The sequence below is a fragment of the Parahalioglobus pacificus genome (genome assembly GCF_014652275.1).
Classification (GTDB): Bacteria; Pseudomonadota; Gammaproteobacteria; order Pseudomonadales; family Halieaceae; genus Parahalioglobus; species Parahalioglobus pacificus.
In genome coordinates this window covers 35,904-50,235 of record NZ_BMYM01000005.1, presented here as the reverse complement: position 1 = coordinate 50,235, position 14,332 = coordinate 35,904, and the positions used below count along the sequence as shown (strand labels likewise).

Sequence of the window (14,332 nt, the reverse complement as noted above, 5' to 3'; positions counted from 1 at the left end):
AATCGTGACAGCCTTTATGCTCCGAGCTAACGGCGCACTGAAATGTTGGTCTCAAAGTGGTCCACAAACGAAAAATGCTAACATCCAAGCAGAGATGTCGGCGCTTCCGAATGTTGTGATAAATTCTTTTAGAACAATTACTTGTGAGATGGTGCCCAGGAGAGGACTTGAACCTCCACGCCCTTTCGAGCACTAGCACCTGAAGCTAGCGTGTCTACCAATTTCACCACCTGGGCAGCGGTTGAACGATCTGTAGTTCACCGAGGGCGCGAACTTTACTGAGCGCCTCACGCTTTGTCAATCCTCGCGTATACTGTCAGCCGACGTGTTGCACGACAGTGCCCAGCCAAGGGAAGGTACCCAGCTCGATGCCTAAGAAAGGCAACATCACAGACCCCCACGCCGAACGCGAAGCTCGTCGTTACGACAACCCCATCCCCAGCCGCGAGGCCATCCTTCAGCTGATGAAGGAGGTTGGTAAGCCGCTGAACCAAAACCTCATCGCCAAAAAATTGGCCATTGCTGACCACGAGCAGGTGGAGGCGCTACGCAAACGACTCAGGGCCATGCAGCGCGACGGTCAGCTTCTTGTCAATCGTGCAGGTGCCTTTGCGCTGGTGGATCGGCTCCAACTGGTGCACTGCCGGGTGCAGGGCCACAGGGATGGCTATGGGTTTGCGATGCCCATTGATGCCGATCAGGATGACATCTACCTCAGTGCGCGGCAGATGCAGTTTGTGTTTGATGGCGACGAGGTGTTGGTACAAATTACCGGCACTGATCGTCGCGGTCGTAATGAAGGCAAGGTTATCGAGGTCCTGCAACGTGCGGTGACGACGGTGGTGGGGCGCTATCAGGAAGAAAGCGGCATTGGGTTCGTGGTCTCTGACAACGCCAGGATCAATCATCACGTACTCATCCCGCCTAATTGCAAGGGCGCTGCCAAATCCGGGCAGATAGTCAGCGCCATCATCACCGACTACCCCACGCGCATATTGGGCGCCAAGGGACGCATTTCAGAAATTCTTGGCGAGCATCTAGACCCGGGTCTGGAGATAGAAGTGGCTATTCGCAGCCACGGGATCCCCTGGGAATGGCCCGATGCGGTGCTAAAGGAAGCCGGGTCACTTGAGCCCGAACCGGCCGAGCAGGATAAACAGCGTCGGCACGATCTGCGATCGCTGCCGTTCGTGACGATCGACGGTGAGGATGCCCGCGATTTTGACGACGCTGTGTACTGTGAGAAGCGCCGCGGTGGTTGGCGCTTGTGGGTAGCCATCGCAGATGTGTCGCACTATGTCCGTATTGGCAGCGCATTGGATGACGAGGCATCGCAACGCGGTAACTCGGTGTACTTTCCCGAGCGTGTGGTGCCGATGTTGCCCGAAGTACTTTCCAACGGACTCTGCTCTCTAAATCCCAGCGTTGACCGGCTTGCCATGGTGTGCGAAATGGAGCTGGGCCGCACAGGCGAGCTGTTGCGGTTTGAATTCATGGAAGCAGTGATTCATTCCCATGCTAGGTTGACGTATACCCAGGTGGGGCAGGTGCTGGAGGAGGGCTGGCATCCGTCCGTTGAGGGCGAAATTGCCCCCCATTTGATTCGTCTGCACGAGCTGTACGGCGTGCTGCGCCAAGCGCGGGACAAGCGTGGTGCTATCGATTTTGAAACGGTGGAAACTCGCATCCTCTTCGATGAGCGCCGCAAGATCGAAGCGATCGTGCCGGTAGTGCGTAATGACGCCCATAAGCTCATCGAAGAATGCATGTTGTGCGCAAATGTCGCTGCTGCGCGGTTTTTCGAGGCCAGCGGCCAGCCCATTCTTTACCGGGTTCATCAGGGGCCTACCGAGGAGAAGCTGGAGAATCTTCGCAGCTTCCTCGGGGAGCTAGGCTTGGAGTTAAGCGGTGGCGAAAAACCCACGCCCGCGCATTATCAGGATTTGCTGCAGCAGATTGTCGAACGGGACGATGCGCAAGTCATTCAGACAATGTTGTTGAGATCCCTCAGTCAGGCGGTGTATCAACCCGATAACGAGGGGCACTTTGGTCTCCACTACGAGGCCTATGCACATTTCACATCCCCTATTCGGCGTTATCCGGACCTGTTAGTGCATCGCGGCATTCGCGCCGTGATCAGGAGTGAAATTGATAACCCCCACGTGCGGCGCGTTGAGGGCGCTGGCGTTATCGCCTGTAAGCGCATATTCCCCTATGACAAGCATGCAATGGCGGTTTTGGGTGAGCAGAGCTCAATGACAGAGCGCCGTGCCGACGATGCGACACGCGAGGTTCAGGCCTGGTTGAAATGCGAATATCTTCTGGAGCATGTAGGCGAGCGTTTTGAGGGGGTGATCAGCGCCGTCACCAACTTCGGCTTGTTCATAGAACTGGTAGATATTTACATCGAAGGGCTGGTGCATGTGACTGCCTTACCAGCGGACTACTATCAGTTCGACAGGGCTCACCAACGACTGGTGGGTGAGCGCACAGGGCGATCGTTCCAGATCGGCGAGCGGGTTGCCGTACAAGTGGCGCGGGTAGATCTGGATGACCGCAAGATAGATCTGGAGTTGCTTGACTCTCCCTCAGGCAAAAAAGGCAGGAAAGGTGAGCGCGCGCCGAAGCCTAAGGGGCGATTAAAACGAGACAAGCCAGGTAAAGCGCAAGCCGCAAACCGCGGGAGCAACAAGTCGACAGAATCGTCGGGTAAGGGGCCTAAGCCGGGGCGGAAGAAGCGTAAGACCGGTCTGAGAAGGCATCACTGATTCATGAGTAAAACCTTGGAGACAGTGTTCGGCATTCATGCGGTGGATGCCTTGGTGCGTACCCATCCTAAATCTGTGCAGCGACTGTGGGTACAGGAAGGGCGCGAGGATAAGCGGATTGCCGCGCTGGTGGCGCTTGCCCATAACCAGGGGGTGCCGACAGCACGCCAGCCACGCAAATCATTGGATCTGATGGTGGAAGGGCGCCATCAGGGAGTAGTGGCCGAGGTATTACCGCGGCTCACCGGTCATGATGATAACGCGTCAAATGAGTGGTCAGAGAAACAACTGCTGGCGCACCTAGAGGGGCTGTCTCGCGCTGCCCTTCTATTGATACTGGATGGTGTCACTGACCCCCATAACCTGGGCGCCTGCTTGCGAAGTGCTGATGCGGCCGGAGTAGATGCGGTCATAGTACCGAAAGATAAGTCGGCCGATCTGTCGCCCACTGCGCGCAAAGTGGCCTGCGGTGCAGCCGAAGTGGTGCCATTCGTTCGTGTTACCAATCTGGCTCGCACGCTGGCTGCCCTGAAGGACGCTGGTGTGTGGATCTACGGTGCCGCCGGAGAGGCAGAGCAGTCTCTCTACGATACGGATGCCACGGGTTCTATGGCCCTGGTTATGGGTGCGGAGGGCCAGGGGCTGCGCCGATTAACCCGGGAGGCCTGTGATTACCTGATAAAGCTACCCATGGCCGGCAGCGTGAGCAGTTTGAATGTTTCTGTGGCAACCGGCGTATGCCTCTTCGAGGTGGTCAGGCAGCGGTCAGGCCTTACTGAGTAGGGCTTGCAGACGGGCCGTTGTCTCTGTAAACTCCGCGCCTCAAAATTCGCCCGGCCGCCATTAACGGCCGATTCTCCTTGCCGCACCACGCTAGAGTAGATGGGTGGCATAACCCCGAAAGGAGCCGACTGATGCGACACTACGAGATCGTATTCATGGTCCATCCGGACCAGTCAGAGCAAGTGCCCGGCATGATCGAGCGCTACTCCAACACCATCACCAAAGATGGTGGCAACATTCACCGCCTAGAAGACTGGGGCCGTCGCCAACTCGCGTATCCCATCAACAAGATTCACAAGGCGCATTATGTGCTGATGAATGTTGAAGCCTCCAACGATGCAATGGACGAGCTGACTACCACCTTCCGTTACAACGACGCCGTGATTCGTAATCTGGTGATTCGTCGCGATGAGCCTGTCACTGATGAGTCATTCATCATGAAGGCTGAGAAAGAAAATCGCGAGCGTAAGAGCCGCTACGAAGAGCGTCAGGCCGCTGATGCAGCACGCACCAAGCCTGAGGCTGCTGAAGAGACGCCTGCTGAAACCCCCGCTGAAGACGCTTCGGCTGAGTAACAGGAGAGATTGAGTCATGGCACGTTATTTCCGTCGTCGTAAGTTCTGTAAATTCACCGCCGAAGGCGTGAAGGAAATCGATTACAAGGATCTGGAAACGCTGAAGGCGTATGTTTCAGAGACCGGCAAGATTGTCCCCAGTCGCATCACCGGGACAAAGGCGCGCTACCAGCGTCAGCTGGCTACCGCCGTTAAGCGCGCGCGGTTCCTGGCTCTGTTGCCTTACACGGATTCTCACCAGTAAGAGACCTGGCGTGCCCGGCACGCCGTTGGCAGAGAGCAGACCTCCCTAATGACAGCATTGGCGAATTTCGTCATGCGCGGGCGCTACCAGGCGCTTCTCGTCGCTGTTGCCGGGTCAGGCAGTTTTCTGTTTTGTTGGATCAGCGCTGCTGTCGTTGCGCTGGTAACGCTGCGCCAAGGCGCGGCATCAGGGGCTTGGCTCTTGATGTGGGCAGTGCTGCCCGCGGGCGTGCTCGCTGTGGTATTTGGCGACAGCGGTCCGCTGCAAGTGTTGCTGGGGACAGCGGCGCTGGCGTTTGTACTTAGAGTAACGGTGAGCTTGGCAACCACCCTGCTCGCAGCAGTCGCCGTTGGCTTCATAAGTGGTGTTTTAGCACTGCTGCTGGCCGAGCCACTGTTGCAGCAATTGGTATCCCTGTTCGGTGAATTCCTCACCAACATGGAACAACAGCTGAGTCAGGGCGATGAAACGGTCACTCTGACCCGCCCAACGGTGACGCAAGTTGCGGGCATGATGGGCGTAGGCACGGCCATGCTGAGCGTGCTGTGTGTGCTGCTGGCCCGATACTGGCAAGCGGCGCTGTACAACCCGGAGGGGTTTGGCAAAGAGTTTCGCGCACTGCGCTATCCGGCGGGTGTAGCAACGGCTCTGGTACTGGCTGCACTAGGGCTTGCCAGTCTGGGGCAGGAAATGCGCACTTGGGCAGTGATTTGTGCGCTGCCACTGAGTTTTGCGGGTCTGGCATTAATGCATGCCAGGGCGGCTGCCCAGGGTCAGGGATCTGGCTATCTGGCGGTGTTTTATACAGCCTGGGTGCTGTTCGACCCGGTGAAGTTGTTTGTGATGGGATTTGCCATCGCAGACAGCTGGATTGATTTTCGCAGTCGCTGGGTCAAGGCATCAGATCCCGGGCGGCCTGAGCGTGATGACGATTAGGATTTGTAAATGGTGTGGGCCAAGCTCACCCACAAAGAGAGGAAACTGAGATGGAAGTAATTCTGCTCGAGAACATTGGCAACCTGGGTAGCTTGGGTGACAAGGTGGACGTGAAAGCCGGTTATGGCCGCAATTTCCTGATACCACAGGGCAAGGCAGTGCCTGCCACCGAGGACAATGTCGCAAAATTTGAAGCGCGTCGCGCTGAGCTGGAAGCCGCTGCGGCGGAAGCTCTGGCTGCTGCTGAGACCCGTGCCGAAGCGATCAATGCACTGGACACAATCACTATCGCAGCCAATGCTGGTGATGAAGGCAAGCTGTTTGGTTCAATCGGCACCCGCGATATCGCTGATGCGGTAGTCGCCGCGGGCTGTGAAGTCGACAAGGCTGAGGTTCGTCTTCCCGAAGGTGCGTTGCGCGAGACTGGCGACTACGAAGTGGCCATCCAGCTGTTGGGTGATGTCGCTGCCACCGTATCGGTGTCTATCGTCCCCGAATAAGCGATCTCTGCCCCGCGTGGGCAGTCTTCAACGATGAATGCACTGGTTGCTGGCAAGCAGCCGGTGCATTTTTGTTTACGGCTTTCGTTGCCACCCGATTCCGGCTAATCTGAGCGGCCGGATAAAAAAAACACTGACCCCCTATGGCCGACGCAGAGTATCCCGATAATGTCTCAGAGCTTCCTTACCCGGAAGACACGGATGTTGCGCGGATCAAAATGCAACCGCACTCCGTTGAAGCCGAGCAATCGGTACTCGGTGGGTTGCTGTTGTCCCCTGATGCATGGGACGCAGTTGTAGAGGAGGTGTCTGCCTCCGACTTTTATCGGCCTAACCATCGGCTAATTTTTCGTCAAATCGCCAAGCTCGCAGAGGAATCGGAGCCCGTCGATTTTGTGACCGTCGCTGATAAGCTGGAGGCTCGCGGCGAGCTCGACGCGGCCGGTGGCCTCGCTTACTTGACCGACCTGTCCGAAAACACCCCCAGTGTTTCTAATATCCGTGCCTATGCCGTGGCCGTGCGGGAACGTGCCAGCCTGAGGAAACTCATCGAGGCGGCACAGGATATTGCTGAGAGTGGTTTCAATCCTGAGGGGCGCACCGCCAGTGAGCTGGTGGATGAGGCCGAACGCAGGATTATGAAGATCTCCGAGCAGGGGCCCAAGGCTGGCGGTCCGCAGGAGATTGATCCGCTGTTGGCTGGTGCTTTGAATCGCATCGAGGAGCTGTTTCAGTCCGGCGGTGATATCACCGGGTTGAGCACGGGCTTCGCCGACCTCGATGGCATGACGTCTGGTCTGCAGCCCTCGGATTTGGTGATTGTCGCCGGCCGACCCTCCATGGGTAAAACCAGCTTCGCCATGAACCTGGTGGAGAACGCGGTTTTGGGTCAAGAGAAACCCATCCTGGTATTCAGTATGGAAATGCCGGCTGAGCAGCTTGTTGTCAGGATGCTCTCGTCGATAGGCCGGATTGACCAGACCCGGATTCGCACCGGCAAGCTGGAGCAGGATGATTGGCCCAAGCTGTCAGCGGCCGTGACCAAGCTCAAAGACACCCCCATGTTCATTGACGATACGCCGGCATTGACACCCACCGAGCTGCGCAGTCGAGCTCGGCGGATCGCTCGCGAGCACGGTCAGATCGGTATGATCATGATCGATTATCTCCAGCTGATGCAAATAGCGGGATCGTCAGAAGGCCGTACGGCCGAGATTTCAGAGATATCCAGAAACCTGAAAGCGATCGCCAAGGAGTTCAATTGCCCAATGGTCGCCTTGTCCCAGCTCAACCGTTCTTTGGAGCAGCGACCCAATAAGCGTCCGGTGAACTCGGATCTGCGCGAATCGGGCGCCATCGAGCAGGATGCGGACGTGATTGCGTTCATTTATCGCGATGAAGTTTACAACGAGGACTCACCGGACAAAGGCGTCGCTGAGATCATCATCGGTAAGCAGCGTAACGGGCCTATTGGTACCTGCAGGCTCGCCTTTATTGGTCAATACACGCGGTTCGAGAACCTGGCCCGCGGTCACTACGATGACTAGACCCAAAACGGACTGTCTTTCCGCATTGAGTGGCTAAAGCCGTCTTCAACGTTCCCCCATCTTCAACGGGATCAATCTTCGTCTTATAAACCCGTATCCTCCCGCAGCTGCTTCAGTGCCGACAGTTTGGCTTCCTTAGACATCCTTTCGGCGCTGGCTTCAGCGGGTATAGCGGCGGGCCGGGGTACCTCAAACTGCTCTCCGCGCAGCGCTCGACCCACATAGCCGGCGTAGTGGTCCCTGAATACGGGCCAGGTAACAGACTCTGGGTTATTGCTGAGAAAGAACCAGTCAGTGTCTCGCCCGGCGAGATACACGGCCGGGTGAGACCACGCCTGCGCCGACCTCGGCGTGCGCGCACTGCAGGCCTCGACGAACGCGTCGTGCGCGGGTGGCAGCCCCGCGTCAGCCGCCTGAGCTCGGCATGCATCCAGCATCCGGTTCAGTGTTGGTAGGTACTCACTCTTCTCTAGTGCAGATTTAGCGCCCCGCAGAATGAGCTCGGGATCAAAATCAGAGAGCGCATCCAGCCACAGCTTCTTCACCTGCTTGAGCTGAGTGTCGTCCGGGTATGCCGCGTAATACTGGTTGTGGTAGTTGAGCCTGAACAGCGCGAAGACTTGGTTGATCGTTGCCGCCATCGCTTCGGCGGGCGCAGAGGGCTTACTCTGCCCAGCTGGTGTCTCCGAGGTCTTCTGCGAGGCTTGTATCTCGCGTGCGACGCGTTCCACTAATGTCTTGTCCGTCATTGCCGCTGCTCGTATTCGCTAACTGAAGGCGCCGGGCCCACTGGTATTTTACATGCTGTAGAAACTTACTGTTCCACGAGGTGTGTAACTGGTTACTTTCGCGCCAGTACATCACAAACTCGGGTACGAGGCTGCGTGCGAACTGGGCGTCGATATGGGCCAAAGCCAGTATATCGAATACATCCGGGCCCGGTTGCCAAGTGTCAGCGATCCGGGTGGGTTCTGTACTGTGCTTCAGGCCAGAGGTATAGCGTGTCCACTGTAGCCGAATGTGCGTTATGAACTTGGAGTTCAAGCCCTCGGGCTTCTGTTTGCGCTCTCGCCAATAAAGCACAAACTCGGGGATTGTCTGCTCGATAAAATCAGGGGCGATGCCGTCACGAAGCATGATGTCCATGGCGTCCACGCTGGGTCTCCAGGCGCCGTCAAGGGGCGCTTGCTGATCAGCCTTAAACTGTTCCGCCGTATCCTGCTGCGCGCGGCGCCAGCGCGCGGTGACGTGTTGGCGAAACTTGTTCTCCCAGGCGTGGCTGGAATCGCCGCGTTCACGCCAGTAAAAGATGAAATCTTCCAGTTGGTCCAAGGCGAATTGGCGCGGTATGTTGTGGTTAAGCGCTAGCAGTTGCAGCAGGTTTTCACCCGGCGACCAGTTCTCCGGGAGGCGTGCTGCGGCCCGGCCGGCCGGCGCAGCTGCGACCTGCTCCCTTGTACTGGCGGCCTGCAGGGGCGATGCCTGACCGGGCTGCGTGACAGGCTCGTTCAATGCCACCACGAGCTGGGGATGGCTGTGAATAGGCGGGCTGTCCACGAGAATCACGCCTTTATCAACCAGGGAGCGGAGAATACGATGCAGATCAATAGCACTCCAGAAAGGAAGCTGCTGCAGCAGTCGCTCTCGCTCCATCGTAAACCAGGCCAGGCCCCGCCTGATGCTGGGTTGGGAATAGCTTTGTTCCAGGCTTACTTGCTGCAACAGAATCGCTTCCTCCAGGCCAATAGTTGCTGCTAGACCGGGGGAGAAAACCAGCTGGCGCTCGGGCACTAAGGAGGAATCAGCCATGATGTAGCGGGCCAAGTAAAAAGGTCTGCTAGGATACCTGCCTTGCCGTTGCAGGTGTAGCGGGCAAACGGAGTATTCTCAGGATTAGCGATGCCAAAACAAAAAATTGCCTTCGTCTGTAGTGAGTGCGGCTCGGACTACAGTAAGTGGCAGGGGCAGTGCAGTGATTGCGGTGCCTGGAACACCCTTTCTGAGATCAAGTTAGGTCCATCAAAAGCGTCGGCCAAGGGCTCCGCCAGGGCCGGTTTTGCGGGTCAGCTCGCACAGGCGACCTTGCTCAAGGACATCAACTTCGAGGATGTACCGCGATTCAGCAGTGGTGCCACCGAGTTCGATCGCGTGTTGGGTGGTGGATTGGTGCCGGGCTCCGCCATCTTGGTGGGGGGTAATCCCGGGGCCGGCAAAAGTACACTTCTGCTGCAAACGATGTGTCATCTGGCGGGCCAGATGTCCGCGCTGTACGTGACTGGCGAAGAGTCACTGCAGCAGGTTGCCATGCGCGCGCAACGCTTGGGTTTGCCCACGGATCAATTGCGACTGATGGCAGAGACCAATATCGACACCATTATCGCCAGTGCGCAAAGCCTGACGCCGAAGGTGTTGGTGGTTGACTCAATTCAGGTGGTGCACTCAGACGACGTGACCTCGGCGCCCGGGAGTGTTTCACAGGTTCGCGAATGCGCCGCTGCGTTGACCCGGTTTGCCAAGCAAACTGGCACTGTGCTTATCCTGGTGGGGCACGTGACCAAAGATGGCACACTTGCCGGCCCCAAAGTGCTGGAGCACATGATCGACTGCTCCATACTCCTGGAGGGCAGCGATGATTCCAGGTTCCGCACCCTGCGTGGGCAGAAGAATCGCTTCGGTGCGGTGAATGAGCTGGGCATCTTCGCGATGACCGACGGCGGTATGAAAGAAGTCAAAAATCCGTCAGCCATATTCCTCGATAGAAGTGACCAACCCTCATCCGGTAGCGCGGTGATGGTGGTCTGGGAAGGTACCCGGCCGCTACTGGTTGAGATTCAGGCCCTGGTCGATGACAGCCAGCTTGGAAACCCCCGCAGGGTGGCCGTGGGACTGGAGCAGAACCGTCTCTCGATGCTGCTTGCCGTGCTGCACAGGCACGGGGGTCTCCAGGTGGGCGACCAGGACGTTTTCGCCAATGTCGTCGGCGGTGTGAAGGTGTTGGAGACCAGCGCCGACCTGGCGTTGTTGCTGGCCATAGTTTCGAGTTTCCGGGACAGGCTGTTACCGCGCGATATGGTGATCTTCGGGGAGGTGGGTCTCTCTGGCGAGATCCGCCCAGTGCCCAGTGGTCAGGAGCGCCTGTCGGAGGCGGCGAAGCACGGGTTCCGGCGTGCGATAGTGCCCAAGGCGAACGCGCCCAAGCAGGCCATAAAGGGTATGAAGGTTATGCCGGTGACCCGATTGTCTGAAGCGCTGGCCGTATTGGAGGAAGTCTAAGCCGCCGCCTAGCTGCCGCGCATCGCAGGCAGTCGCTATGGTTCCGGTCAGGGCGCTAATGTTGATTGGCTGCGCAGTATGTAGGCACGCCGACCGAGTCTCTCTAACGACCGATAAATCGATCAAGGCTTCGTGGTCCGCGCGGGCTCCCCATCACAACGCGTACCTGCAGCACACAGACACTTTGCAAGCGGTGGTATTATGCGCGCAACGTGCAATCACACAGCGTCTTACTGCCGCTGGACAATAATAAGGAATCACTGTGTCCCTATCACGCAGCCTGTCGTTGGTCGCACTGGCCATGGTGTTCATACTGACATTCACTGGCTGTGAGCAGGCGAAGATTGGCTTCGCAAAACTCGCCGGATTACCGACAGACGATAATGTGCTGTTTTGGACGAATAGCGAACGCGACAAGGCGTTCCGTCAAATGGAGGTGCTCACCGCAACGCGCTCCATTGAGGCGGGTGAGACGCCTCGGTTGGTTGAGCAGGGGCCGGCGCTGACACTGTCGTTGCTCCCCGAAGTGGGTGCAGATTCCATAGAGCAATACATGGAGAACCAGAACACGGCGGGCATCCTTATTCTGCACAAGGGGCAAATTCGCTTAGAGACCTACGGTAATGACTACGGCCCCGAGGGACGATGGACATCGTTCTCCGTCGCCAAATCACTGACCTCGACGCTGGTAGGCGCCGCTATTGTCGATGGTTACATTGGTGGTCTCGAAGATCCTCTTACGCAGTACATTCCGCAGCTGACGGGCAGTGGCTACGACGGCGTCAGCGTCAAACAGCTGCTAACGATGCAGTCGGGTGTGCGCTGGAACGAGGACTACACCGATCCAGAATCTGACGTGGCAAAGTTCAATCTGGTTACCCCAGAGCCCGGCGTTGATCCCATCGTCAGCTATATGCGCACCCTGCCGCGCGAGTACGAACCCGGCACGCAATGGCGATATAACACGGGGGAGACCAACCTTATCGGCGTGTTGGTTAGCAGCGCTACTGGAAAGCCATTGGCAGACTACCTGTCTGAGAAAGTCTGGGCACCTTATGGCATGCAGGCAGACGCCGAGTGGATTCTGAATGCAGGTGGCACCGAAATCGGCGGCTGCTGCATATCGGCTCGACTACTCGATTATGCCCTGTTCGGGCAGTTTGCCATGAAGGGCGGCGCTATCGCCGGCACATCGGTCGTGCCCGAGGGCTGGTTTGATCAAGCCGGCTCCAAGCAGGCTGACATTGGCCGCCCCGGCAGCGGCTACGGCTTTCAGTGGTGGACCTATGACGATGGTAGCTATGCTGCGCAAGGGATATTCGGGCAAGGCATCTTTATCGATCCTGCCCGTGAGCTCGTCATAGCCAGCAACAGTAACTGGGCCACTGCGACGGACCCCGAGATGTCGAAACAGCGAATTGGTTTGTATCGCTCTGTCCAGGCGGCAATAGACGCCGAGTCAGCAACCCAATAGCGAGATGCGCAGGGCGCGTCAGGGGCGGTCTCGTTAGTCCGCCTCACCGTGCAGTGTTTGCAGCTCCTGCTCCAGCACAGTGATGTCGTTAATGTGTTGCTCCAGTAGTGCCCGCAAAGGCGCTATGTTGCGGCGATCTACATGCTCTACCGAGAAGCCCAGCCGACCCGCCTCCACATGCTGAAGATAGGCATGTAACTCGAGTTGGCTGCTATCGCTAATATGAATCACCAGCGTGAAAGGCTCGTTGTATTGGGCGTCCCAGAGGTCAGGCTGGTCCGTAGCGGCGCCGCCCAGAGAGAGGTCTATGAGTCGTTGGTGCCATACACTACCGCCTTGTTGGACCTCGACCGGAAGATTTATCGCAACGCGGCTGTACTGGCGTCGCTCGGGCGTGTAATCACTCATGGCTGGTTGCGGTTGTTCTCATCGACGATAAAACTATAACCCTGCATCGCAGTGAAAGCGAGGCAGGGCAGGGTGTGGATGAGGCTCGGGCAGGCTTACTTGAGTTTTCGATACTTCACACGGTGAGGCTGCTCCGCTGCAGCGCCGAGCCGCGCTTTGCGGTCTTCCTCATAGTCGCTGAAGTTGCCCTCGTGAAAGACCACGGAGCCGTCGTCTTCGTAAGCCAGAATGTGAGTCGCGATGCGGTCTAGGAACCAACGGTCGTGTGAAATGACCATTGCGGATCCCGGGAATGCCAGCAAGGCTTCCTCGAGGGCGCGCAGAGTCTCCACATCCAGGTCATTCGTAGGCTCGTCCAGTAGCAGTACATTTGCGCCTTGCTTGAGCAGCTTTGCCAGGTGTAGCCGATTACGCTCACCACCGGAAAGATCCTTAACAAACTTCTGCTGGTCTGACCCCTTGAAGTTGAAACGGCCCACGTACGAGCGAGAGTTCACTTCGTAGTTGCCGATCTTAATGATGTCCTGCTCATCCGACACTTCTTGCCAAACGGTTTTGCTGCCGTCCAGATGATCGCGGCTCTGGTCCACGTAACCGAGTTGTACTGTTTCACCCAGTTTGACCTCACCGCCGTCAGGTTGCTCTGCCCCCATCAGGATTTTAAACAGCGTGGATTTTCCCATGCCGTTGGCGCCGATGATGCCAACGATGCTGCCTTTTGGAACGGTGAAGCTGACGTCGTCGAACAGAAGCCGATCATCGAAGGCTTTCTTCAGGTGTGACACTTCCACTACGTTGTCGCCCAGACGAGGCCCGGGTGGTATGTAGATCTCGTTGGTCTCGTTACGTGTTTGGAATTCTTGCGACTGTAATTCTTCAAAGCGTTGCAGTCTGGCCTTGCTCTTTGCCTGTCGCCCCTTGGGGTTTTGGCGCACCCACTCCAGCTCAGCTTTGATGGCTTTCTGGTGCGAGGCCTCCTGGCGCTGTTCCTGCTCCAGGCGCTGCTCTTTCGCGTCCAGCCAGTCGGAGTAGTTGCCCTCGTAGGGAATGCCGCGACCACGATCCAATTCCAGAATCCAGCCCGCGGCATTGTCCAGAAAGTAACGGTCGTGGGTGATGGCAACAACGGTGCCCGGGAAATCGTGCAGGAAGCGCTCCAGCCATGCCACACTCTCAGCATCGAGGTGGTTGGTGGGCTCGTCCAGCAGCAGCATATCCGGGTTCGACAATAGGAGCCGGCACAGCGCAACGCGCCTGCGCTCACCGCCAGATAAGGTGGTGACGTCCGCATCCCAAGGAGGCAAACGGAGAGCGTCTGCGGCGACCTCAAGCCGATGGTCCAGATTGTGCGCATCGGTGGCCTGAATGATGTCTTCCAGACGCGCCTGCTCCTTGGCTAGAGCGTCAAAATCTGCGTCGGGCTCAGCATAGTCGGCATAGACTTTTTCCAAGCCAGCGAGCGCATCGATAGCTTCCTGCGCGCCTTCCTCCACGTTGCCGCGCACGTCCTTGTCAGGATCTAGCTGAGGCTCTTGGGGGAGATAGCCAATGTTGATGCCCGCTTGTGGGCGAGCTTCTCCCAAGATGTCGGTATCTATGCCCGCCATGATGCGCAGCAAGGTGGACTTGCCGGCTCCGTTCAGGCCCAAGACGCCAATTTTTGCACCCGGGAAAAACGAAAGGGAGATGTCTTCGAGGATTTTCTTTTTGGGCGGCACAACTTTGCCGACCCGGTTCATGGTGTACACGTACTGCGCCATGAGTGTTCACGCCTTGCTGAAGTAGGCGCGAGAGTTTAGCAAAGAATAGCGCTGCTGAGTTGGC

13 protein-coding genes and 1 tRNA gene are annotated in these 14,332 nt (G+C 57.5%); 9 read left to right on the top strand and 5 right to left on the bottom strand.

Annotated features, from left to right (window positions below; translation table 11 throughout):
• Positions 1-149: 149 nt before the first annotated feature.
• Positions 150-236: transfer RNA gene (locus IE089_RS15445), tRNA-Leu, on the bottom strand.
• A gap of 132 nt (positions 237-368) precedes the next feature.
• On the opposite strand from IE089_RS15445, the gene rnr reads away from it, so the two are divergent.
• The 7 genes from rnr to dnaB all read left to right on the top strand — a co-directional run bounded on the left by rnr (position 369) and on the right by dnaB (position 7,353).
• The gene (gene rnr, locus IE089_RS15440) at positions 369-2,768 is read left to right on the top strand and encodes a ribonuclease R (protein ID WP_189478753.1); all 2,400 of its coding nucleotides are present in this window, start codon (positions 369-371) and stop codon (positions 2,766-2,768) included.
• 3 nt (positions 2,769-2,771) lie between these two features.
• The gene (gene rlmB, locus IE089_RS15435; RefSeq protein ID WP_189478752.1) at positions 2,772-3,551 is read left to right on the top strand and encodes a 23S rRNA (guanosine(2251)-2'-O)-methyltransferase RlmB; all 780 of its coding nucleotides are present in this window, start codon (positions 2,772-2,774) and stop codon (positions 3,549-3,551) included.
• Between the two features lie 131 nt (positions 3,552-3,682).
• The gene (gene rpsF / locus IE089_RS15430) at positions 3,683-4,126 is read left to right on the top strand and encodes a 30S ribosomal protein S6 (protein ID WP_189478751.1); all 444 of its coding nucleotides are present in this window, start codon (positions 3,683-3,685) and stop codon (positions 4,124-4,126) included.
• Positions 4,127-4,142: 16 nt separating this feature from the next.
• Positions 4,143-4,370, top strand: a complete 228-nt coding sequence (gene rpsR, locus IE089_RS15425) for a 30S ribosomal protein S18 (RefSeq protein ID WP_189478750.1) — start codon at positions 4,143-4,145, stop codon at positions 4,368-4,370.
• Positions 4,371-4,418: 48 nt separating this feature from the next.
• Complete coding sequence (locus IE089_RS15420) at positions 4,419-5,306, top strand: hypothetical protein (RefSeq protein WP_189478749.1); 888 nt, start codon at positions 4,419-4,421, stop codon at positions 5,304-5,306.
• Positions 5,307-5,356: 50 nt separating this feature from the next.
• Positions 5,357-5,806: a 50S ribosomal protein L9 gene (gene rplI / locus IE089_RS15415; RefSeq protein ID WP_189478748.1), complete on the top strand. Its 450-nt coding sequence runs from the start codon at positions 5,357-5,359 to the stop codon at positions 5,804-5,806.
• 143 nt (positions 5,807-5,949) lie between these two features.
• Positions 5,950-7,353, top strand: a complete 1,404-nt coding sequence (gene dnaB, locus IE089_RS15410; RefSeq protein ID WP_189478747.1) for a replicative DNA helicase — start codon at positions 5,950-5,952, stop codon at positions 7,351-7,353.
• Positions 7,354-7,436: 83 nt separating this feature from the next.
• Here dnaB and IE089_RS15405 read toward each other — a convergent pair whose 3' ends face one another.
• Together IE089_RS15405 and IE089_RS15400 are read right to left on the bottom strand one after the other, a co-directional pair.
• Positions 7,437-7,994: a replication protein P gene (locus tag IE089_RS15405; RefSeq protein WP_189478746.1), complete on the bottom strand. Its 558-nt coding sequence runs from the start codon at positions 7,992-7,994 to the stop codon at positions 7,437-7,439.
• Positions 7,995-8,016: 22 nt separating this feature from the next.
• The gene (locus IE089_RS15400) at positions 8,017-9,162 is read right to left on the bottom strand and encodes a DnaT-like ssDNA-binding domain-containing protein (RefSeq protein WP_189478745.1); all 1,146 of its coding nucleotides are present in this window, start codon (positions 9,160-9,162) and stop codon (positions 8,017-8,019) included.
• A gap of 90 nt (positions 9,163-9,252) precedes the next feature.
• On the opposite strand from IE089_RS15400, the gene radA reads away from it, so the two are divergent.
• Together radA and IE089_RS15390 are read left to right on the top strand one after the other, a co-directional pair.
• Complete coding sequence (radA, locus tag IE089_RS15395; protein ID WP_189478744.1) at positions 9,253-10,626, top strand: DNA repair protein RadA; 1,374 nt, start codon at positions 9,253-9,255, stop codon at positions 10,624-10,626.
• A gap of 262 nt (positions 10,627-10,888) precedes the next feature.
• Positions 10,889-12,100, top strand: a complete 1,212-nt coding sequence (locus tag IE089_RS15390) for a serine hydrolase domain-containing protein (protein WP_229802811.1) — start codon at positions 10,889-10,891, stop codon at positions 12,098-12,100.
• A gap of 33 nt (positions 12,101-12,133) precedes the next feature.
• On the opposite strand, the gene IE089_RS15385 is transcribed toward IE089_RS15390, so the two are convergent.
• Together IE089_RS15385 and ettA are read right to left on the bottom strand one after the other, a co-directional pair.
• The gene (locus tag IE089_RS15385) at positions 12,134-12,508 is read right to left on the bottom strand and encodes a PilZ domain-containing protein (protein WP_189478743.1); all 375 of its coding nucleotides are present in this window, start codon (positions 12,506-12,508) and stop codon (positions 12,134-12,136) included.
• Positions 12,509-12,603: 95 nt separating this feature from the next.
• Positions 12,604-14,268, bottom strand: coding sequence for an energy-dependent translational throttle protein EttA (gene ettA / locus IE089_RS15380; protein ID WP_189478742.1), 1,665 nt, complete (start codon positions 14,266-14,268; stop codon positions 12,604-12,606).
• Positions 14,269-14,332 lie beyond the last annotated feature (64 nt).